Source organism: Micromonospora sp. DT43 (genome assembly GCF_049841645.1).
Lineage (GTDB): Bacteria > Actinomycetota > Actinomycetes > Mycobacteriales > Micromonosporaceae > Micromonospora.
The window spans coordinates 76660-97167 of record NZ_JBNCKR010000005.1; the positions used below are offsets into that span (position 1 = coordinate 76660).

General features: G+C 71.6%; 23 protein-coding genes and 1 tRNA gene. 8 read left to right on the forward strand and 16 right to left on the reverse strand.

Annotation, left to right across the window (positions count from 1 at the left end):
• From ACLQ26_RS14360 to ACLQ26_RS14370, 3 genes are read left to right on the forward strand one after another with little or no spacing between them, the layout of a single operon-like run.
• The gene (locus ACLQ26_RS14360) at positions 1–801 is read left to right on the forward strand and encodes an ATP-binding cassette domain-containing protein (protein WP_425744877.1); all 801 of its coding nucleotides are present in this window, start codon (positions 1–3) and stop codon (positions 799–801) included.
• Positions 798–2120, forward strand: coding sequence for a hypothetical protein (locus tag ACLQ26_RS14365; RefSeq protein ID WP_425744878.1), 1323 nt, complete (start codon positions 798–800; stop codon positions 2118–2120). Before ACLQ26_RS14360 ends, ACLQ26_RS14365 begins: the two co-directional genes overlap by 4 nt.
• The gene (locus ACLQ26_RS14370) at positions 2117–2689 is read left to right on the forward strand and encodes a hypothetical protein (protein WP_425744879.1); all 573 of its coding nucleotides are present in this window, start codon (positions 2117–2119) and stop codon (positions 2687–2689) included. Before ACLQ26_RS14365 ends, ACLQ26_RS14370 begins: the two co-directional genes overlap by 4 nt.
• Positions 2690–2748: 59 nt before the next feature.
• Here the strand turns inward: ACLQ26_RS14370 and ACLQ26_RS14375 are convergent, their stop codons facing one another.
• Both ACLQ26_RS14375 and ACLQ26_RS14380 read right to left on the reverse strand, forming a co-directional pair.
• On the reverse strand, positions 2749–3006 hold the full coding sequence (locus ACLQ26_RS14375; protein WP_425744880.1) for a Txe/YoeB family addiction module toxin: 258 nt from the start codon (positions 3004–3006) through the stop codon (positions 2749–2751).
• Positions 3003–3278 carry a type II toxin-antitoxin system Phd/YefM family antitoxin gene (locus ACLQ26_RS14380; RefSeq protein WP_425744881.1) on the reverse strand — a complete coding sequence of 92 codons (276 nt, stop codon included), beginning with the start codon at positions 3276–3278 and terminating at the stop codon, positions 3003–3005. The genes ACLQ26_RS14375 and ACLQ26_RS14380 overlap by 4 nt, the downstream gene beginning before the upstream one ends.
• A 235-nt stretch (positions 3279–3513) precedes the next feature.
• Between ACLQ26_RS14380 and ACLQ26_RS14385 the strand changes: the two genes are divergently transcribed.
• Entirely contained in the window at positions 3514–3894 is a 381-nt protein-coding gene (locus ACLQ26_RS14385; RefSeq protein ID WP_425744882.1) for a VOC family protein, read from the forward strand.
• Between the two features lie 1103 nt (positions 3895–4997).
• Here the strand turns inward: ACLQ26_RS14385 and ACLQ26_RS14390 are convergent.
• Positions 4998–5858, reverse strand: a complete 861-nt coding sequence (locus tag ACLQ26_RS14390) for a hypothetical protein (RefSeq protein WP_425744883.1) — start codon at positions 5856–5858, stop codon at positions 4998–5000.
• Between the two features lie 410 nt (positions 5859–6268).
• Here ACLQ26_RS14390 and ACLQ26_RS14395 point away from each other — a divergent pair.
• Positions 6269–6343, forward strand: a tRNA-Lys gene (locus tag ACLQ26_RS14395).
• A 119-nt stretch (positions 6344–6462) separates the two neighbouring features.
• Here ACLQ26_RS14395 and ACLQ26_RS14400 read toward each other — a convergent pair.
• The 3 genes from ACLQ26_RS14400 to ACLQ26_RS14410 all read right to left on the reverse strand — a co-directional run bounded on the left by ACLQ26_RS14400 (position 6463) and on the right by ACLQ26_RS14410 (position 9139).
• Positions 6463–6969 (reverse strand): cupin domain-containing protein, encoded by a 507-nt coding sequence (locus ACLQ26_RS14400; RefSeq protein ID WP_363681237.1) that lies wholly within the window; start codon positions 6967–6969, stop codon positions 6463–6465.
• A gap of 253 nt (positions 6970–7222) precedes the next feature.
• Positions 7223–8167, reverse strand: coding sequence for an NADP-dependent oxidoreductase (locus ACLQ26_RS14405; RefSeq protein WP_425744884.1), 945 nt, complete (start codon positions 8165–8167; stop codon positions 7223–7225).
• A 117-nt stretch (positions 8168–8284) separates the two neighbouring features.
• Positions 8285–9139, reverse strand: a complete 855-nt coding sequence (locus ACLQ26_RS14410; protein WP_425744885.1) for a helix-turn-helix domain-containing protein — start codon at positions 9137–9139, stop codon at positions 8285–8287.
• A gap of 219 nt (positions 9140–9358) precedes the next feature.
• Between ACLQ26_RS14410 and ACLQ26_RS14415 the strand changes: the two genes are divergently transcribed.
• Positions 9359–10441 carry an NAD-dependent epimerase/dehydratase family protein gene (locus ACLQ26_RS14415; RefSeq protein WP_425744886.1) on the forward strand — a complete coding sequence of 361 codons (1083 nt, stop codon included), beginning with the start codon at positions 9359–9361 and terminating at the stop codon, positions 10439–10441.
• Positions 10442–10471: 30 nt separating this feature from the next.
• Here the strand turns inward: ACLQ26_RS14415 and ACLQ26_RS14420 are convergent, their stop codons facing one another.
• The 7 genes from ACLQ26_RS14420 to ACLQ26_RS14450 form a co-directional block, all read right to left on the reverse strand.
• Entirely contained in the window at positions 10472–11665 is a 1194-nt protein-coding gene (locus ACLQ26_RS14420; protein ID WP_425745174.1) for a hypothetical protein, read from the reverse strand.
• A 116-nt stretch (positions 11666–11781) separates the two neighbouring features.
• The gene (locus ACLQ26_RS14425) at positions 11782–12531 is read right to left on the reverse strand and encodes a ZIP family metal transporter (protein ID WP_425744887.1); all 750 of its coding nucleotides are present in this window, start codon (positions 12529–12531) and stop codon (positions 11782–11784) included.
• A 54-nt stretch (positions 12532–12585) separates the two neighbouring features.
• The gene (locus tag ACLQ26_RS14430) at positions 12586–13776 is read right to left on the reverse strand and encodes a GNAT family N-acetyltransferase (protein WP_425744888.1); all 1191 of its coding nucleotides are present in this window, start codon (positions 13774–13776) and stop codon (positions 12586–12588) included.
• Between the two features lie 92 nt (positions 13777–13868).
• Positions 13869–14561 carry a hypothetical protein gene (locus tag ACLQ26_RS14435; RefSeq protein ID WP_425744889.1) on the reverse strand — a complete coding sequence of 231 codons (693 nt, stop codon included), beginning with the start codon at positions 14559–14561 and terminating at the stop codon, positions 13869–13871.
• On the reverse strand, positions 14558–15403 hold the full coding sequence (locus tag ACLQ26_RS14440; RefSeq protein ID WP_425744890.1) for an ATP-binding cassette domain-containing protein: 846 nt from the start codon (positions 15401–15403) through the stop codon (positions 14558–14560). The genes ACLQ26_RS14435 and ACLQ26_RS14440 overlap by 4 nt, the downstream gene beginning before the upstream one ends.
• Positions 15400–15738 carry a PadR family transcriptional regulator gene (locus tag ACLQ26_RS14445; protein ID WP_425744891.1) on the reverse strand — a complete coding sequence of 113 codons (339 nt, stop codon included), beginning with the start codon at positions 15736–15738 and terminating at the stop codon, positions 15400–15402. Before ACLQ26_RS14445 ends, ACLQ26_RS14440 begins: the two co-directional genes overlap by 4 nt.
• 101 nt (positions 15739–15839) lie before the next feature.
• Positions 15840–16559, reverse strand: a complete 720-nt coding sequence (locus ACLQ26_RS14450) for a PP2C family protein-serine/threonine phosphatase (RefSeq protein WP_425744892.1) — start codon at positions 16557–16559, stop codon at positions 15840–15842.
• 62 nt (positions 16560–16621) lie between these two features.
• Between ACLQ26_RS14450 and ACLQ26_RS14455 the strand changes: the two genes are divergently transcribed.
• On the forward strand, positions 16622–17695 hold the full coding sequence (locus ACLQ26_RS14455) for a LuxR C-terminal-related transcriptional regulator (RefSeq protein ID WP_425744893.1): 1074 nt from the start codon (positions 16622–16624) through the stop codon (positions 17693–17695).
• Positions 17696–17702: 7 nt separating this feature from the next.
• On the opposite strand, the gene ACLQ26_RS14460 is transcribed toward ACLQ26_RS14455, so the two are convergent.
• Positions 17703–18263: a helix-turn-helix domain-containing protein gene (locus tag ACLQ26_RS14460; protein WP_425744894.1), complete on the reverse strand. Its 561-nt coding sequence runs from the start codon at positions 18261–18263 to the stop codon at positions 17703–17705.
• A 55-nt stretch (positions 18264–18318) separates the two neighbouring features.
• Between ACLQ26_RS14460 and ACLQ26_RS14465 the strand changes: the two genes are divergently transcribed.
• Complete coding sequence (locus tag ACLQ26_RS14465; RefSeq protein WP_425744895.1) at positions 18319–19557, forward strand: benzoate/H(+) symporter BenE family transporter; 1239 nt, start codon at positions 18319–18321, stop codon at positions 19555–19557.
• Between the two features lie 82 nt (positions 19558–19639).
• Here ACLQ26_RS14465 and ACLQ26_RS14470 read toward each other — a convergent pair whose 3' ends face one another.
• Both ACLQ26_RS14470 and ACLQ26_RS14475 read right to left on the reverse strand, forming a co-directional pair.
• Complete coding sequence (locus ACLQ26_RS14470) at positions 19640–20011, reverse strand: hypothetical protein (RefSeq protein WP_425744896.1); 372 nt, start codon at positions 20009–20011, stop codon at positions 19640–19642.
• Between the two features lie 240 nt (positions 20012–20251).
• Positions 20252–20503, reverse strand: a complete 252-nt coding sequence (locus ACLQ26_RS14475; RefSeq protein ID WP_139587082.1) for a hypothetical protein — start codon at positions 20501–20503, stop codon at positions 20252–20254.
• Positions 20504–20508 lie beyond the last annotated feature (5 nt).

The following is a 20508-nucleotide window of genomic DNA, read 5'->3' on the forward strand; positions in this document are numbered from 1 at the left end:
ATGCGAGCGGTGAGCACTGCCGAAACGGCGCCCACCATCAACCCATGGGCCATCCACGCCGAGGCCCTGAAGGTGCGGGCCGGCCGCCACCTGGCCGTCGACGGGCTCGACCTGAGCCTGGGCACCGGCGTCCACGGCCTGCTCGGGCGCAACGGCGCGGGCAAGACGACGCTGATGCGTGCCCTCGCCACGGTCCTCAAACCGGCCGGAGGTCGACTCACAGTGCTCGGCAGTCCGGTCGACGGTCGCGCCGACCTGCGCCAGGCCCGCCGCTCACTGGGCTACCTGCCGCAGCACTTCGGCTACTACCCACGGTTCACGGTGCGCGAGTTCGTGTCGTACCTGGCCTGGTTGAAGGAGATGCCAAAGCCGGACATCCCGGCGGCCACGCAGCGCGCGATCGACCGCGTCGGGCTCAGCGCCAAGGCCGACGCCCGCCTCCGGACACTCTCCGGCGGGATGCTGCGCCGGGCCGGCGTCGCCCAGGCCATCGTCAACGATCCGCAGGTGCTGCTGCTGGACGAGCCGACAGTCGGCCTCGACCCCGAACAGCGCCTCGACCTGCGCGAGCTGCTGCGTGACCTGGGCACGGACGCCTGCGTGCTGGTCTCCACCCACCTCGTCGAGGACGTGGTCGCCGCCTGCACCGAGGTCGTGCTGATCAACGAGGGTCGGCTGGTGTGGCAGGGCACGCCCGCCGCCCTGGCCGCCCAGGGCGACGAACGCCACCCGGGCGACACCCCCGCCGAACGCGGCTACTCCGCGCTGCTCCGCGGCCACCACGCGGAGGCCGTCCGATGAGCGTCCTCGGGATCGAACTGCGGCGCTCCGCCGCGGTCGGCGCGGCCCTGCTCGCGTTGGTGGTCGGCGTCGCCGCCCTCTACCTCGCACCGGGACGCTGGTCGGCGGGCTGGATGGACCTCACACTGACCACGAAGGAGTACATGATCCTGCTCTGGCCGATCGCCCTGGCCGCCGGAGCGTGGCAGGGCCGCCGCGAGCACCGGGCCAAGGTCGGCGAACTGCTCGCCACCACACCCCGGTCCCGCGCCCGCCGGATGCTGCCGGTCCTCGTCGCGATGGGGGCCTCGGTCGGGCTCGCCTTCCTGCTCGTGGTCGGCGCGGGCGGCATGCGGATCGCCTCGACCGCCGCCTACTTCCCGCCGGACGTCGTCGCCATCATGCTTGTCGGCGCGCTCTCCCTGGTCGCGGCGGCCTGGCTCGGCCTGGGCATCGGGCGACTGCTGCCCGCCCTGGTGACCGCCCCCGTGCTCGCCGTGGCCGGTGTGCTGCTTGTCTTCTTCACCGCGATCATGCGGCCGGACTGGCTGGGCGCGATCATGTCCCCCGCCTACGGCAGCACCCCCTTCTACCCGTTCCAGACCATCGACCCGCGGGTCACCGCCGTACTCGCCATCTTCATGGGAGGGCTCGCGCTGACCGGCGTACTGCTGCTTGTCGCCCGCGGCCCCCGGGCCTTCGCGGCAGCCGCGCTGCCGGTGCTGCTCGGCTTCGGCGCCGCGGCGGCGATCGTCCCCCGCGACGAGGCTGCCCTCGTCGCACCGATCGACCCGGTCGCCCGCGAACTCGTCTGCACCGACGACGCGCCGAAGGTCTGCGTCACCCGGGTCAACGCGAACGTGCTGGACGCGCTGACCCCACTCGCCCGCCAGGGCCTGGCCGTCCTCGCGAAGATGCCGGGCGCCCCCACGCAGGCACACGAGGACAGGCGGGCCTACCTCATTGGGGAGGTGCCCGGCCGCGACGCCGACATCGTCACGATCGTCGTACGCATCGACGACCACGGCGGCCTGGCCCATCCCGACTCCGTGGTCCCCGAGATGGTCTTCGGTCTGGGCGCCGGGTACGGCGGCCCGGAATGCGAGCGGGACGCAGCTGTCGAACGAGCAGCCGCCTACCACCTGCTCGGCCGCGAGCCGGTCTCCGACGTCGGCGTCATCCCCGGAATGATCGAGGAGGATCCGCAGCTCAACGCCGAGGCGGTCGCCCTGTGGCAGGGCCTGCGGAAGCTGCCCGCACCCCAGGCGCTCTCCCGCGTGACGGCGGTACGCGACGCGATCCTGGCCTGCCAGGACACCACCGGACTGCTGTCCCGATGATCCTCCACCTCCGCGCACGACGCGTACCCCTGGCACTTGCCGCGTCCGTCGGCGGCGCAGCCCTGATCTGGGCGCTGTGGCTGACCCTGTCCACGGAGCGCGACGCCATCCTCCTGCTCGTCGTACTGACGGTCATGCTGATGGTGGCGGTCCTGTCGACCACGCTGGCAGCCCCGGACGAAGACCTGGAACGCACCGCCGCACTGCACTGGCCGTGGCGTCGAGCCGTGCATCTGCTGGCCGCGCTGGCGCTCGTACTCGTCGTGCTGCTCGCCACCCAGCCGACCGGCGCCCGTTTCGGCCCGGCCGCCCTGGTGGTCCGCGACTCCGCCGGCCTGCTGGGCCTCACCGCACTCTGCGCGACGGCCGCCGGCGTGGCCCGCGCCTGGTTCCTCCCCCTGGGCTGGGCGGTCGTCGCCGCCATGTTCCCGCAGTCGAGCACGTGGGGCGCCCTCGCCACCTGGCCGGGACAGCCCTCCACCAGCCGTCCCGCGGCGGTGGTCGCGGCCGTCCTGGCGGTCACGGGCCTTGTGACGTACGCCTTCCGCGGCCCCGCCCGCCGCGAGTGACGGCGAGCCCGGTTATGTCGGGCGTGCCGATCTGCGTTCGCCGGATGGGCATGTGGCCGTTACCGGTCGACGTAGTGATAACGGCAGGCGACGATCTCGACGTCTTCCTTGGTGATCCGATACACCAGCCGGTGTTCGCGATCGATCCGGCGGGACCAGAAGCCGGACAGTTCGCCGCGGAGGTGCTCCGGCTTGCCGATGCCCTCGTAACCGTTGCGCATCACGTCGGCGATGAGGTCGTTGATGCGCTTGACCAACTTACGGTCCGTGTGGCTGAGGTACTGGCTCCACGCTGTCGCGGTGAAGACCAGCCTCATGCGACGTCCCGTACGGTGTCCGGGTCGATCAGGTCGCGCTCGGTCGCGTCGCCCTTCTCAAGCTCCGCGATCGATCGGCGCAGCGTGGCGGCGTTGGCCGGGTTGCGAAGGAGATACTCGGTCTCCTTCATCGACTCGTACTCCGCGAGCGGCACGATGACCACCGGCTCGTGGCCGGACCGGGTCACCACCACCTCCTCCGCGTCGTTGATGACGCTGTCGAGTTCGGCGGCCAGGTTCTGCCGTAGCTGGGTGAAGTTCACGGTCCGCATGATCACCTCCGGGTAAGTACAGAAAACTGTACCTCGCGTTGGTGACCTTGGGAGATTCTCACGCGAGATCAACTGGTGGGCCGCAGCCGGCAGGGCTGAGCCTGGCCGGGCATAGTCGTCCAGCCCCGCCCGCCTCGCCCGGTACGATCGCGAGCTTTTTTCGCATTGCAGGGAAGCCCATGAGATCCACGTGCGGCCGCCCCGGCAGTTCCCGTGCTGAGAGTGGGTTTTGTCAATGGCATGCCGTATCGGTGAGATCGTGCTCAAGTGCCGCGACCCCGAGGTGCTGGCGCGGTTCTGGTGCGAGGTCCTGGACTTCGTAGAGCTCGATCGCGAAGAGGCGGTCTACATCGAGATAGGTCCGCGCGAAGGGTTCGGCGGCCCGCAGCCGACGATCTTCCTTATCCGCGACGACGATCCGAAAAACGGTTATGCCCGGCTGCACATCGACGTCAACCCCACCGACCGCGATCAGGACACCGAGCTCGAGCGCCTCCTGGCCGCCGGGGCCAAACTCGTCGACATCGGTCAGCCTGCGGATGCGTCCTGGCACGTCCTCGCCGATCCAGAAGGCAACGAGTTCTGCTTGCTCAAGCGCCGCCTCGACCCACTCTGACGGCCCTCGCCCCAACGATCGACGCAGCCACCTCGCGGTCGCCGAAAAAATTTGCGACCCCATCAATAGCTTGGCACCGGGTGGACGCTCGGCCTGCCGAAGCCTCGGCCAGAGCACGGCGTTAGGGCTTGTTCAGCCTGCTCGGCGTGACCGTTCCTGGATCAAGCGCAAGAAGATGCGCACCGCGAGCACCACGGTCACGACCACGGCTGGAATGGCCAGAAGATTCCAAGGTCTACCGAGCATGTTGGCGGTCCCGAGCAGGGCGAGTGCAAGACCCTCCCATAGCAACTCGCGGCCGCTGAGAAGTTCTCTGCGAAGCGGCTGCTGCCTCTGGTGTCTTTCTGTCCGCAGGCGCCGCACCGCTTGTAGTGTGAACACCACGCCAAATCCGAGGCAGAGCGGGCCTGCTAGCCAGTTCGCCGCATTCGGCACGGTACCTCCTGGAAGCTTGCTCGGCTGTCAGGGGGAAGCATTGAGCGACGGACCGATCTTGTCATCATCCTCGACTCTCCGCTGGCCGCATCTCCGTCACAGCTCACGTCCGGGATGCCTGACGGGCCTGCGCCTCACTCCTGGCGGACCTGGATCTGCATCCCCGGCGGCAATGCAGATCCTTGCGCACGCCCAGTTCGCCATCACCATGAGATCTACACGGTGGTGTCCTCGGCGGCCACCGGCGACGCGCTCAAGCGGCTCGGTCAAGCGCTGGATCGGTGAAGGACCCCTGCCCGAGCCGCTGTCGGCGGTTCCGTCGGTTCTCCTCGCTAGGGTGCTGCCGCGGATCACGATGGTCGTGCCTTGCCGAATCGCGTCATCCATCGACTGGCGGAATTAGTAGACGCCGGCCGTCATGAAGGGCTCCTGTTCAACCGTTCGGCAGTCGCCCGCGGCCGTGACCGGTGCCGGTCGGTCAAGCTCCCGCCATACATAAGGGACACGAGCTTGAACGGAGAGTCCCCGACCGGAGATACCCCGCTCTGGACACAGCAGGGCCACCAGGAGTCGGTCAACGCGCTCTGCGGCGTCCTTCGGTGTTGGCGGTCCGGACTGTGTGTGCGTCGTCCGGTCGTGTTCGCGTTGGTCCACGCCCGGCCCTCGCCTCAGCCACGGAATGCGGATTGAGCCGGCGCGGCTTGCGTTGCGGCTTGCCCGGCACGAATCGGCAGGAGGAACGTCGCAGTGGTCAGTGCCGGGGCGCCGAAGCGAAAGTACGCGAAGAAGACCGCGTGCAGCCAGGCGGCCGGCCCGCTCAGGCGCAGCGGCTCGCTGTCGGCGAACAGCAGCACCACGCCGTGCGCGTCGAGGTGGTATTCAACGACGCCGGCGTGGTCGAACGACAGCCACCGTCCGAATGAGTAGCACCAGGTCCTGGAAGGGGTGAGCACGACCCGGGTGAGTTCGTGGTCGCGCCACTGTGGACGGGCCAGGCGTTCCGCCCGGGAGCGGGCGCTGCTGTTGCCGATGGCGTTGGCGAGCAGGGCGCCTGTGACAAAGGCCGTTGACCCGAACGCCAACGCGGAGGTCTGCTGGTAGGTGACCGCCGCGCCGTAGTGCCGCGCGTAGTGCAGCCGGGCATCCAGGTAAACCGGCTCCTCGGTGAAGAATCCGGGCGTGGGCACAGCGCCCGGCTGTCCGCCCTGAGCGAGGAATTCGAGGGTACGACGCGCGGCGTCACGACCGTCCGCCCACGAGGTGTCGACGGCCGGGGGCCGGAGCACCCGGCCGATGCCGTAGCCGACGGCATAGGCGGCCAGCGCCCACGGAGCGGCGACACCGACGACGGTGACGGTGAGCCAGCGCCGGTGGCCGAAGCCGCGCCGGCGACGCCCCTCCGCCATCCCCACACACAACCCGGTGATCGCCGTCGCCGCCACGTAGGCGCCAGCTGTCAGCACCAGCAGGGTCAACAGCGCGCTGGTCCCCGAGCACGCGTCCGGAATATCGCCCTCTGGATCGCCCATCGACGATCCGTGAGCCCGCAGGCACCGATCCGTGGACCGGTACAACCTGTCGACGCCCCACACCAACGCCGGTGTGCCGAGCGCGGTGGCGACGGCGGTGAAGGTCCAGTGGCGGCTCGTCGGCGGTGGAGGCACGAAGGACATGACGGTTCGTTGCTCCCTCTGTCACCGCACCAGTGCGCTCCGACGCGCGATGCTACCGCTCGATCGATACGCCGTGTGGCCCGCAAGCGAGTCGTCGATGCCTGGTCCAGCCCTGCCCCCGATGCGCCGCGACTCCGAGTCGGTGGGCGGGCGGGCGCCGCTCACAACCGCTCGGGAGTCGCGGCGGGGCGTAGATCAGCATCGCTCGTCCGGGCGGGGGCGGACATCAACCCGGGCACAGGAGGTCGGGTAGCCTGAAGCGCAGCGGGCCGTTAGCTCAATGGCAGAGCTGAGGACTTTTAATCCTTAGGTTCTGGGTTCGAGTCCCAGGCGGCCCACCAACGGCATGTGAGCTGGGAGAACGCAGACCTCTCCGGTGACACTGTGCGCTCGGACAATGACGGTCGAGAGTGCCCCCGATGCGTTGACGGTTGGACCAGCCAGGCCTGCTGGTGGGCGGTCACAGGAACTCGCTGCGGTAGGTCGAGGCCAGCTCGGCACCACGGCGACGGCGTTCGGCGAGTTCGTCAGGTGATAGCTGCGGCGGCGGCGCGTCCTTGCCCGCGACGACGTCGCCGATGCGGGTGAAGTACTCATCCTGCCCGGCCGGGGTGCACATGCAGAGCATGTGGGCCGGCGCACCTGAGGTGTTGCGGAAGTTGTGCGGTGCGTTGGCGGGGATGTTGATCGTGGAGCCAGCCCGCACCACGTGCTTCTCGCCACGGAAGGTGAACTCGATCTCGCCCTCAAGGATCGTGAACATCTCCTCGAAGTCGTGCCGGTGCGGCGGCGGCCCGCCGCCGTCGGGGACGCGCATGTCGATAAGGCAGTACGCGCCGTTGGTCTGCTCGCCCGTGATCAACATGCCGTAGGTGTTGCCGACCAGGGAAATGTAGGTCGTGTCGGGATCGTCGGGGTTCGCCACGGTCAGCGAGCGAGTGGGATCGTCGTCGGGAATCATCGTCATCGTCTCCTGGGGTGTGCGGTCGGTTGGTTCGATCGGCCGGGCGGCGGTGGGTCTCCGGTTGGCAGGTGGACCGGGCCGCTCGTCTGATCATCGTGGAGAGCGCCGCCACCTCGCGTGCTTTCCTGTGGTTGGCCGGGCCTGCGAAACCGTGCGGTCGGCCGGGCCGATGAGCAGCGGTGTGGCCGGAGTGCCTGACGGGTTCGTGCGGCTGTCGGTAATCGGGTCCGTGCTTGGGTGATGGCTGGGCAGCGTGTCAGGCAGTCGGCGGGAGGACGACGGTCTTGCCCGGCAGCTCACCCGCGCCGGCCCGGGCGTGGAGTGCGGGCAGGTCGGCCAGCGCCACCCGCTGGGCAACCTCGACGCGCAACTCGCCGGTGCCGATCCGAGCGGCTAGGTCGGCGAGTTGGTCTGCGTCGCTGCGGACGAACAGGTCGATGCCACGCACATTGCGCGCGTCGTCGGAGGGGGCCGGCATCCAGACCGTGGTGTTGACCAGGGTGCCGCCGTCCCGGATCAGCGTGACCAGCGCGGCGAGCTGTTCCGGGGCGACGGGCGCGAGGTTGACTACGAGGTCGACCGGCTCGGTCACCGCCGCGGTCACGTCGGTGGTGGTGTGGTCGATCACCTCGTCGGCACCGGCAGCCTTGACCCGCTCGGCGCTGCGGGGGCTGGCCGTGGCGATCACGTGGGCGCGAACCTCCTTGGCCAGCTGCACCGCGTAACCGCCGACCGCTCCGCCGGCGCCGTTGATCAGCACCCGCTGACCGGCGGTCAACTTGCCGTGGTCGAACAGTGCCTGCCACGCGGTCAGGCCCACCAGCGGGAACGCCGCCGCGTCGGCCAACGGGATGTTCCTGGGTGCCCCCGTCAAGATCTCCGCCGGCGCGATCACGTACTCCGCGGCCGCCCCGGTCCCCGTCATCGGTAGGAAGCCGACGACCGGGTCGCCGACCGCGATGTCGTCCACGCCCTCACCGAGCGCGTCGACCGTGCCGGCGACATCGAGACCGGGAGTGTGCGGTAACTCCACCGGGATGGGGCCCTGCATGTAGCCCGCGCGGATGTTGCCGTCGACGCCGTTGAACGACGTCGCGGCGACGCGGATCCGGACCTGCCCGGCTCCGGGCGTGGGCTGCTCGACGTCCTCGTAGCGGAGAACCTCAGGACCGCCGAACTCGTGGAAACGCACTGCCTTCATTGCTGAACCTGCCTCTGTGAGCGACGTCGGTGTGCTTCGAACGCGAAGCAATTGCGACGCAGAGAAGCTCCCTGCGGTCTGCTTCGACGTCACTTACCTTCACAGGATCCGGTGCGGTTAGCCTGGGCCGGACTGGCCCACCTTGATGATTGTCGGTTCCCCGGCGACGCCGACGATCTCCGTGAGACGCGCCGCATCGGCCGAACCGGGCGCCGCGGTGAGCATCAGAGCCGCCAGATCATCGCCTGGGATGGCGAGCAGGCTGCCGACGAGCGTGACGGCGCCGACGTCCGGATGAATGAACGCGGCACTGCTCTCGTAGGCCGCCACGGGACGCGGCGCACGCCACAGGGCGTCGAAGAGGCGGCTCTGGCTTCGCATCTCGTCCACCAGCCCGGCGAGCGACGCGTCGGCGGGGTAGCGCAACAGCGCGCTCTGCAGGCGGGCGGCGAGGATCGCTTCATGATCGGTTGCGTCGTCCGTGGATTGCTTGAAGCCATCGAACGGGTCGCAGAACGTACGCCACGCGATGTTCCACTCCCAGGGTTGCCCGGTGAGGTCCCAGTGCCCCAGCGCCATGAACGCGCTGTTGACGGCGACGAGATTCATCGCCGCGTCGGAGACGAACATCGGAGTGTCAGTGAACCGCTCCAGCAGCCGCATCGCACCCGGACCGACCTCGTTCGGCACCCGCCCGTCCGCTGCGGCGTACCCGGCCAGCGCACAGAGCCGCTCGTACTCCGCCCGTCCGACCCGTAACGCGCGGGCGATGGCATTCACCACCCCGGCCGACGGATGGCTGCGCCCCTGCTCCAGCCGGCGCACGTAGTCCGCGGACATCCCCGCCAGCTCGCCGAGCTCCTCCCGCCGCAAACCCTGTACCCGCCGACGACCGATCGGCAGCCCGACAGCCGCAGGCGCCGTACTCTCCCGCAACTGGCGCACCGCGGCACCGAACTCGTGACGTTCCACAGCCCAATTGTGCCCGGACGGCCCGGACAGCTCGGGGTGACGGCTCCTCGCCGGTCAGTGCCGGCCCGGTCTCGGCCCTCGGCCTTGATCGACTCGGGTTCCAGGAAGTCGGGCTGTCCTGGTCGCTCGGATAGCCCGACTTCCAGTAAGCCGAGTGGATCAAGAGCGTCCCGGGGCGCGGGGCGGTTGACCGGCTGCTGGGCGGGTACGGGGTCGGGCATGCGGATCGTGGTGGTGGGGGCGAGTGGCAACGTCGGTACGGCGGTGCTGCGGCGGCTGCGCCGGGAGCGGGGCGTCGAGCTGGCCGGGGTGGTCCGGCGGTTGCCCGGTCCGGATGCCGGTACGCCGTACGACCAGGTGGAGTGGCACTCCTGCGACATCGGGGCGCCAGGCGCTTCGGCGCAACTCGCCGAGGTGTTCGCGGGAGCGGATGCGGTGGTGCACCTGGCCTGGCAGATCCAGCCCAGTCACGACCAGCGGGTGCTGCGCCGGACGAACGTCGACGGCAGTCGGGCGGTGTTCGACGCGGTGGTGCGGGCCGGGGTGCCGGCACTTGTGTACGCCTCGTCGGTCGGCACGTACGCGCCCGGTCCGAAGGACCACCCGATCAGCGAGCGGTGGCCGGCCACCGGGGTCTCCGGCTCGTCGTACAGCGAGCACAAGGCGGAGGTCGAGGCGCTGCTGGACGGGCTGGAGCGGGACCATCCCACGCTGCGAGTGGTGCGACTGCGGCCCGGTCTGATCTTCCAGCGGGACGCCGGCGTGGAGATCACCCGCTATTTTCTCGGCCCGTTGGCACCGGTGCGGTTGCTGCGCTTCGGCCGGATACCGCTGGTGCCGACGAACCCGCGGCTGCGGATGCAGGCGGTGCACGCCGACGATGTGGCTGACGCGTACGCCCGGGCGGTTCTGGGTGATGCGCGCGGCGCGTTCAATCTCGCCGCGGACCCGGTGCTGAGTCCGGAGCTGGTGGCTCGGCACTTCCACGGCTGGACGGTGCCGGTCGCGGCGCCGGTGCTGCGGGTGGCGGCGGCGCTGACCTGGCGGGCGCGGCTGCAACCGGTGGACGCGGGCTGGGTCGAGTTGGGCCTGAACGCGCCGCTGATGTCCAGCGAGCGGGCGGAGACCGAGCTGGGTTGGGTACCCAAGATCGACGCGTTGACCGCGCTCAAGGAGTTGTTCGCCGGCATGGCCGGTGGCGACCACACGGCCAGCCCGCCGCTCTCCGCGGCGCGCACCCTGCCCGGCCGTCCCGGTGGCCTCCTGCACGCCCACCCGCCAGGCGAGAAGAACCCCTACTGACGCGGGTGATCAAGAGGCCAGGGAGGCGGTTCAGGCAGGCTTGGGGCCGATCACCTCGGGGTTGCGGGCGCCCAGGAAGAAGATGCCGCGGTAGCCGGGGGTCTCGAACTTGCCGCTCGGGTTGCGGCGAAGCGTCGAGTTCTCGATCTTCATCGTGCCGGTGCGGTTGTTGCTGACGAAGAAGATCGCGCCGCCGCCCTCGTTGGCCTTGTTGTTCTCGATGACAGTCCCGGCGATCCGTACGGTGAACTCGTTGCCGTCGCAGTAGATCGCTCCGCCGCTGCCGCCACCGGGCGTGCCGGACTTGGCCGGGTTGGCGCCGCTGCCGATCGCCTCGTTGTTCTTCAGCAGGCTGTTGAGCACCACCCACGACACGCCGATGCTGCTCAGCGCCCCGCCGTTCGAGCAGGAACCACCGTCGAAGGTGCTGCTCACGACGTACACCGGCTTGTTCTCGTACTGGCTCAGCACCCGGACGGCCGCGCCCCCCAGGTCGGGGCCGGTACGGTCGCAGCGGTTGCGGACGAAGCGGGAGTTGACCACCTTGAGTCGGCCGCCACGGACGAAGATCGCGCCTCCGCCGCCGCCCTCGGCCTTCTCGCCTGTGGAGTTGCCGTCGGCGAAGGTCAGGTTCTGCACGGTGAGCTGCGGGTGGTCCTGGTTCTGGCAGTGCGAGGTGGTGAAGCCCTGGGCCTCGTCGCAGGTGTTCATGTAGAGGATGCGGCGCTGCCCCTGACCGCTCAGCGTTACCCTGCCGCCGCCGTCGAGCACCACCTTCGGACCGTTGGCGTTGCGCACCTTCGCGGTGGCGGTCATCTTGATCGTCACCGGGGCCGGTCCACAGTTGAACGCGATGACGCCACCGGCGGCAACGGCCTTCACCACCGCCGAGGAGGTGCAGCTCGCCGGGGTGCCGGTGCCGATGGTTCGGGTCGGCTTCGACGTGTCCACCGCGCGCGCCTCGACCGGCACGCTGGCGTGACCGTTCGGGTTGCCGGCCGCGAGCGCCTTGGCTGCCGGGGCGGTCGGCTTCGGGCTCGCGCTCGCTCCGGGACCACCGAGACCGTCCCGGCCCGCCGGTGCGACGCCCTGGTCGCCGGTCGCCGGGGCCCCGGGCGTGGCGGACGAACCGGGTTGGAAGGCGGGGGCCGGGTCGCTGGACGCGCAGGCGGGCAGGGTCGCGGTGGCGACACCGAGGACGAGCAGGGCGGCAAGCGACGTCATGCGCACCGGCTCATGCTAGGAGCCCCGACGGCGTCACGACGAATCCGCCGTGCCGGCTTAATGCGCCGCTAAGCAACGCCGCGCGCAGGAACGACTCGCGACTGCGGCTGGCGCGTTCAGGCGTGGGACAGCGCGAAGGCCGTCAGGAAGCCGGCGACAGTGATGAGGCCGACCAGCAGGTGGGCGTTCTCGAACGCCTCCGGCACCATCGTGTCCGTGATCATGGCGAGGATCGCGCCAGCGGCCAGCGCCGTGATGGTGGCCAGCACGTCCGGCGGCGCGCCGCCCAGCAGGGTGTTGCCGACCAGCGCGGCCACACCGCTGATCAGCGCGATGCCGGTCCACAGCAGGAAGACGTACCGCCGGGTGCGGCCGGCCTGGCGCATGCCGGCCGCGCTGGACAGCCCCTCCGGAACGTTGCTGAGGAACACCGCCGCCACGGTGACCAGGCTGACCGCGCCGCCGCTGAGCAGGCTGGCACCGATCACCACCGATTCCGGTACGCCGTCGAGCAGCGCGCCGACGGCGAGCGCCGACCCGGAGCCGGGCTGCTCCTCCTCGGAGGGCTGCTGGTCGCCGGAGCGCTTCCGGTGCCGCGCGCCGTGACGGGCGAGAGCCACGTTCGCCAGGGTGTAGACGACCGCACCTCCGGTTGCGCCAAGCACGGTGGGCAGCATCCCGCCCTGCTCGTGCGCCTCGGCGATCAGCTCGAACGACACGGCGGAGAGCAGCACCCCCGCCCCGAACGCCATGATCGACGCGATGATCCGCCGGGGCACCCGGGCGTAGAAGCCGACCGCCGCCCCGACCAGCAGGGCCGACCCGGCCAGCAGTCCCCATCCACCCGCCTGCAACCACTCCGGCATTCCGCGGACCGTACCCACGCCGGCCGGGCCGACAAACCCGCATGTGAGGCAGGCTCAGAAGTCGGCGAAGAGGTACGGCACCTGGCGCGGGAAGAGGCTGCGCAGCTCGGTGGCGGCGTCCGCCGGCACGTCGCCGAGCCCGCGCAACGGCAGCTCGACCGGGTCCAGCACTCCGTACGCCAGGGCGGACAACCCGGCCGCGCTCAACGTGGCCGTCGGCGCCGGGCCGCTGTCGCCGGAGACCAGCTCCAACGCGCCTGTCGTACCGTCGAACAGGTGCGTTCCGGCCAGCCACCGGTCCCCGGTCAGCTCGACCCGGACCCGACCCGGCCCGGCGGGCAGGCCGCGCAGCGCGTCCAGCGACAGCAGCCGGGCCATCGGGGCGGACGAGCCCGGCCGGCCCGCCCGCGCCTCGACGTGCACGTCCAGGTCGGTCAGCCACAGCTCCGGCAACTCGTCCGGCGGGACCTGGACGGTGACGCGCCCGACCTGGTCGACGTGCCGGGCGAGGAACTGGAGCAGCAGCGTACGGGCGAGGGGGTCGGCGACCAGCAGTTCGTTGCCGATCAGGGTGCCGCCGTGGTCGTCGATCCGGTACGTGAGGGCGCCGGTGACCTCGCCGGCCACCCGGGCGGTGACAAGCCAGTGCTCGTCCCGGTCCCGCAGGCCGGCCGCCCGGTAGTCCGGGAACACCGAGAAGCCGTGCCGGGTCTGGAGGCACCGTTCGGTGAACGCCCGCCAGGTGGGATAACCGGCGGCGATCCGCTCCCAGCCCACCTCGCCGGGAAGCTCGGCGCGCACCAGCGACCCCAGGTCGGCCGGGGAGAACGCGACGGTACGCGGCTTGGGCAGCCCGACGTAGCCGAACCGGGCGTAGAAGCTGGGCCGGAATGGGTAGAGCGCGCTGAGCAGGTGCCCCTCGTCGCGCATCTCGTCGAGGAGCTGGTGCAGCAGCGTGCGGACGTGCCCCTGCCGGCGGGCCAGCGGATGGGTGGCCACTCCGGCGACACCGGCCATCGGCAGCACCGCGCCGCGCAGGTTCTGCCGCATGCCGATGGCCGAGGCGGACGCCAGGGTGGTGCCGGCCTCCTCCACGATCAGCGTCCGGTTGCCCTGGTTGTAGGGCAGGTAGTCGCGGAACTCCTCGACCCGGGCGGCACCGAGCGGCGATGCCTCGAAGGCGTACGCGGCAAGCGGGAAGCTCGTGGTGAGACGTTCGTCGGCGGTCACCCGTCGGATGCTCATCCGCCCATCTCAACCCGTCGCGCAGGTCCCAGCAACCGGATTGCTCCGATCCGTAGTGTCACGCGTCGACGCCAGCCGCCCGTCAGCTGTCCTCAGCCGACGGGCAGGTGCCGCAGGTGACGACGGCGGCGCAGCCGGACACTTGCCACGGCGGCCACACCGAGGGCGAGCAGAGCGGTGACGACGATGCCGTGCAGCACCCCCCGGGCGAGGTAACCGCCGTCGGTGTGGTCCACCGACCAGGTGGCGATCTCCCTGGTCGACCAGAACGGCGTCAGCCTCGCGCCCGACCCGGCCGGGTCGATGAGCATCTGCACAGTCACCACTGTGAGCAGCAGCAGCGTCCCCTCCAGCTCCCGGGGCAGCAGCGCGCCGATCAGCATCCCGAACGGCGCGGCCACCCCGACGGCGCAGAGCAGCGCCGCCGCCAGGCCCCCGTACCGCAGGTCCGCGCCGTCGACCCAGGGGAGCAGGAAGAACGGGACCGAGATGACCAGCCCGACCGTCCACAGGCCGAGCATCCGGCCCAGGTAGAGGTGGTGCGGCCGGTAGCCGGCCAGCCGCAGCCTCGGCTCCAGCTCGCGGGCCGCCGTGGTGGCGAACAGTGCCGCGGTGCTCACGGCCCAGCCCACGCCGAGCAGCAGTGAGCGGACCGACTGCCCGAGGTAGGAGTCCCGCCGGATCAGGTAGAAGGTCAACGGCATCAACAACAACAGCAGGAGTACGCCCCGACGCCGCAGCAGCTCCCGCAGGGTCATCTCGGCGACGGTGACGAGCCGGTTCACGCGCGGCCTCCCTGAACGCCGGGCGCGTGCCACCCGGTCTGCTGTGCCGGGGTCAGGTCGAGCACGGTGTCCACCCGGTCGAGTTGGTTGAGCAGGTGGGTCACCACGACGATCGCGGTGCCCGCGTCGCGCAGCCGGCCGAGCTGGTCCCAGAAGTTGACGTAGGTGCCCTGGTCGAAGCCCTGGTACGGCTCGTCGAGCAGCAGCACGTCGGGGTTGCTGAGCGCGGACATCGTCAGGTTGAGTTTCTGGCGGGTACCGCCGGAGAGGTGTCGGGCCTGTGTGGCGCCGCCCGCCTCCCAGCCGAGCTGTCGGGCCGCCGCCCGGCCGGCGCGGCGGGCCGGCCCTCGGGCGACGCCCTGGCCGGCGCCGACCAGGACGAAGTGCTCGTCGGGGAGCAGGAAGTCGGCGGTGCCGCCGGACTGCGGGCAGTAGCCGAGCCGCCCGGAGACTGTCACCTCACCGGCGTCCGGTGAGATCAACCCGGCGCAGATCCGCAGGAAGGTGCTCTTGCCGCAGCCGTTCGCGCCCACGACGGCGGCGATCTGTCCGGCTCGGACGGTGAGCGTGGCGTCGCGCAGGACGGTCTGTCGGCCGTACCGCTTGGTGATGCCCCGCGCGTGCAGCCGGACCGGGCCGGGGCGTGGCCCAGGCGCGGTGCCGATGCTCTCGACGATCGCTGCCGCGTACTGCTGGGGTGGGCCGAAGACGACCCAGGGGTCGCCGCCTCCCTCGCGCAGGTGTGTGGCGGCTTCGGCGACCACGTGCCGGGCGGCGTCCGCCGCGACCCGGCGCTGGTGCAGTTCGGCGGTGAGCGCGCGTAGCCAGTCGTCGGAGTTCACCGGGCGACCCCCTTCGTGACGATGTCGTTCACCGGCCGGACGAAGGTGAGCCAGGCGCTGCCGCCCTGGCGCAGCGCGGCGTGTCCGTCGTCGGTGAGCCGGTAGTACTTGCGGGCCGGGCCGGCGGTGCCCTCCCGCCACTGCGCGGTCACCAGGCCGGTCTTCTGCAGGCGCAGCAGCACGGGATAGAGCGTGCCGCCCTGGATCGGCCCGACGCCCGCCGCGTCGAGCGCCTGGGCGAGCTGGTAGCCGTAGGACTCGCGTTCGGCCAGCAGGGCCAGTACGCAGATGTCGAGCACCCCCCGCAGCCACTGCCCGCGCCGGTCCGATTCCACTCGCGGGACACTAGCGGCGCAAGCTAGATGGCACAACTATCTAGTGGTGCCGACGCCGCCCGCACGGGCGGTCCCGTGGACCGCCGAGCAGGCCGTCCGGGTCAGCGGGTCGTGACGTCGGAGACGACTACCGTCACGTTGTCCGGCGCGCCGGCGTGGTGGGCGAGCTTCACCAACTGCTCACCACACTGCTGACGGTCGGCGTACATGCCCAGGGTCGCCGCGATGGCCTCGTCCTCGACGTAGTCGGAGAGCCCGTCGCTGCACAGCAGCAGCCGGTCGCCGGGGACCACGGTGAGGACGCCGACGGCCGGCGGAGTGTCGGCGCCCTGCACGGCCCGGGTCACCAGGGACCGCTGCGGGTGGTACCGGGCCTGCTCGGGGGAGAGCGTGCCCTGGTCGACAAGCGCCTGGACGAACGTGTCGTCCCGGGTGAGCTGAGTCAGCTCCCCGTCGCGCAGCAGGTAACAGCGAGAGTCGCCGACCTGGGCCAGCACCAGCGTCTCCCCGGCCAGCAGCGCGGCGGTGAGCGTGGTGCCCATCCCCTCGCGGGCCGGGTCGACGGTGATCGCGGCGTGGATGCGCTGGTTGGCGGTGCTGACCACGGCACGGAGCGCGTCGGCGGCGCCGTCCGGGTCGGTGGGCGGAGCCAGCTCATCCAGGATCCGGATCACGATCTCGCTCGCCACCTCGCCCGCGGGCAGCCCGCCCATGCCGTCGGCGACGGCGATCAGGCGGTCACCGGCGAGGGCGGAGTCCTCGTTGTTGGTGCGGACCAGGCCGATGTCGTTGAGGATGACCGAGCGGAGGATCAGCGTCATGGTGCCAGCTTGCCAAGAACACCCTGCCTTCGTCTCTACGCACTACTGCGTAGGGTTGAGAAATGATGCCGGTGTCCATGGTCGGACGCGCCGGCGAGCTCGCCGAGCTCGACCGGGCGTGGTCCGCCGTGGCGGCCGCCCACCGCTCGGCACCCGCCGTCGCGGTGGTCACCGGGGCTGCGGGAGTGGGCAAGAGTCTGCTGGTCGCGGCCGCTGTGGACGCCTTCACGCCACGTCCCGCGCTGGTCCTCTCCGGCGCGGCCCGAGTGCACGGCCCGGCCCCGTACGACTGGCTGGCGGCGGTGCTCACCGGCCGGGACACCAGCCGGCTCGGCCTGCCGTCGGACGCGCTGGCCTGGTTGGCCCAACAGCCCACCGCGCCCCGCGAGCGGTACGCCCCGGGCACCCTGCTCCGCCTCGCCGTGCGGACCGTCCAGTTGCTTGTCGGCACCGGCCCGGCGGTGCTGGCCGTGGACGACCTGCACGCGCTCGACCCGGCCAGCGTCAACCTGATCGGCGAACTGGCCACCGTCGCCGACCTGCCAGCCCTGCTCGTGGTGGCCAGTCGACCGCCGACCGACGCGGTGGCGCCGGACCTCACCCGCCGCGCGCTGGCCCGCCTCAGCGGCGTCCGTGGCGCCGTCCGCCAACACCTTGGTCCGCTGCGTCCGGCCGAGGTCGCCGAGGTGCTGAGCCAGGTGTACGCGGGGACCACCCCGTCCGGCCGGCTGGTCACCTCCCTCTGGCGGTGCACCGGCGGCAACCCGTACGCGCTGACCGAGCTGCTGGCCGCACACGCGGGGGAGGGGCCGGAGGCGTTACTGCGGCGGCTTCCCGGCCCGCGTCACCCGCGTCAACCGACCGCACCGACCGCACCGACCGCACCGGCGTCGACGGCCGATCCGGTCGTCGACGTGCCGCTCGACCCCGAGCTGACCGCCCGTGAGGTCGAGGTGCTGGGCTGCCTGGTCGCCGGGATGTCAAACAAGCAGGTGGCGAAGGCGCTCGGCATCTCGGTGCGTACGGTCACCGTGCACGTGTCGAACCTGCTGCGCAAGACCGGCTCGGTGTCGCGTACCGAGGTGGCGCTCTGGGCGGTCCGGCACCGGCTGCCGGTGCCCGCCCCGGTTGACTGAGCCGGGCTCAGCGGCGCGGATAGCGCAACAGCAGGGTCGCGGCTACCTCGTCGTCGCCCACCGCCGCGTAGCTGTGCGGCACGTCCGAGACCCAGCGGAGGTGGCCGCCGGCCGGGGCGGTCAGCGGCGCGTCGGCCGGGCCGGCCCGCAGCACCCCGGCGAAGACGGTGATGTGTTCGGTGACGCCCGGCTGATGGGCGGGGGAGATCTGCACGACGCCGGGCGCGACGCGCATCCGGTACAGCTCGTATGTCGCGTCGGTGTCGTCGAACACCTCCAGCAGGGTGGCGGTGACCGCGGTGCCGTGCACGGTGGGCTCGGCCGCCGGTTCGGCAAGCAGGGCGGTGAACGGCACGCCGAGCTGCGCGGTGACCGCCCAGAGCGTCTCCAGGGTGGGGTTGCGGGTGCCGTTCTCCAGGCCGGAAAGGGTGGCCTTGCCGACGCCGGCGAGCCGCGCCAGCGTGGACAGCGAGACGCCCCGCTCCTCTCGCAGGGCACGGACCCGCCGACCGACGACGGCGGGATCCACGTCGAGGCCCGGACGGCGGGCTGGTGGTGGGTGCGGCACCCGGCTATCGTGCTACACACTGTCGTTCCGTAAACGGAACGCTTGGGAGGTCGGGATGGCGGGACGGTCGCAACCGGTGCTGGCCGGCGTCGTGACCGCGCTTGTCGGCTTCGCCAGCTCGTTCACAGTCGTGCTGGCCGGGCTCCGCGCGGCGGGCGCGTCGGACGCGCAGGCGGCCTCCGGCCTGCTGGCCCTCTGTGTGGCGTGCGGGCTCGCCGCCGCCTGGCTGGGCTGGCGGCACCGGATCCCGATGAGCGTGGCCTGGTCGACGCCCGGCGCGGCGCTGCTGGTCGCGACCGGGCCGCCGACGGGCGGTTGGCCGGTCGCGGTGGGCGCCTTCCTCGTCTCCGGGGCGCTTATCGTCGCGGCCGGGCTCTTCCCGCCGCTGGGCCGGGCGGTGGCGGCGATCCCCAAGCCGGTGGCCGGCGCGATGCTCGCCGGTGTGCTGCTGCCGCTGTGCACCGCCCCGGTCCGCGCGCTCGTCGAGCTGCCCCGGGTGGCCGGCCCGGTGGTGGTCGGCTGGCTGCTGCTGCACCGGTTCGCCCGCCGCTGGGCGGTGCCCGGCGCGCTGCTGGTGGCGGTGGTGGCGATCGCGCTGACCGCGCCGCCGACCGGGTTGGGCGGTGCCACGCTGACCCCGTCGGTCGCCCTGACGACGCCCGCCTGGAACGCGTCCGCCCTGGTCGGGCTCGCCCTCCCGCTGTTCCTGGTCACGATGGCGGCGCAGAACGTACCCGGCATGGCGGTGCTGGTCGGCTACGGCTACCGGCCGCCGTTCGGGGCGGCGCTGCGGGCAACCGGCCTGGCCAGCCTGCTGGCCGCCCCGGCCGGCGGGCACGCCGTGAACCTCGCGGCGATCACCGCCGCGCTGGCCGCCGGGCCAGACGCGCATCCGGACCCGGAGCGCCGATGGGTCGCCTCGGTCACCGCAGGCGTCGGGCTGGCCCTGCTCGGACTGGGCGCCGGCGTGGCCACCGCGCTGGTAGCTGTCGCGCCGCCGATCCTCATCGAGGCGGTCGCCGGTCTGGCCCTGCTGGGTGCGCTCGCGACAGCGCTCGCCGCGGCGGTGACCGACCCGGCGACCAGGGAGGCCGCCGTGGTCACCTTCGTGGTGACCGCCTCCGGGGTGACGCTGATCGGCGTCGGCGGCGCGTTCTGGGGACTGGTGGCCGGCTGCGCGATGCTGCTGCTCTTCCACCACCGCCGACCCGCGCGGCCCGCTGCGCCGGACCAACCCGCCCAGCCCGCCGCCCCGGGGCAGCCCGCCGCGCGGGCAAGATCTACACCAGTTTGATCCACTCGGGTTTCATGAAATCGGGGTGTCTCAAGGCTCCGGACGCCCCGATTTCCTGGAACCCGAGTCGATCAGGGTGGGGCTACTCCTCGGGCGGTAGGTCGGCCACGCCGACGGCCAGGAGGACCCGGCCGTCGGCCACCGACCCGATCCGGTCGGCCGGTACGTAGACCGCTCCGGTGGAGGTCAGCTCGGTGGACACCTTCAGGTAGCCGGTGTGCAGCAGCCGCGCCGCCAGGTCGGCCGGCACGTCCGGCTCCTCGACCGCCGTCGCCTCGATCAATTCGTCCAGGCTGCTGCCCGGGTCGGCGCTCGGCGTCTGCACTGTCACCGCGTTGGGGTCGCCCCGCTGGACGAGATCCACGGTTCCGACAGTGGTGCCGGCCGAATCGATCACCGGCATCCCGGTGGTGATCCGCGAGATGGTCGCCTGCTGCTCGTCCTGCTGGTCCATCCCTCAGCGGTTCCCGGGGCGGCACGCCACTAAACGCCGTCACCGCCCCGCCGGGGTCTCCCGCCCGCCGAGTCTTCGCCGCCGCACCGGCCCGCCAGCCGCCGGCCCGCGCCCCGCCCGCTGCCCGCCAGTGCCCCGCCCGCTGCCCGCCCGCTGTCCGCCGGCCGTCTGCCTGCCGGCTGTCCGCCGGCCGTCTGCCTGCCGGCCGCCCGGCCGCCAGCTGCAAGCGTGCCGGCCCGCTCAGCTGTTCGGGAGGGTCCAGCTGCCCGGTGGACGCGGGGACAGTTCCCGCCAGGTGTCCGTGCCGTCGAGAAGCGCCCGGACCGTCTCCTCGGCCTCGTCCGCACTGCCGTACTCGTAGAACCGGGAAATGCCCTCGGCGCCGCCGGCCCGCTGCTCGACGTGCCACCGATCGGCGTCGACTCGCAGGAAGACGTCCCGCCGCGCCAGCCGCCCCCACTTTCCGTTCCACCAGTGCTTGCGCTGCTCCATGGCGG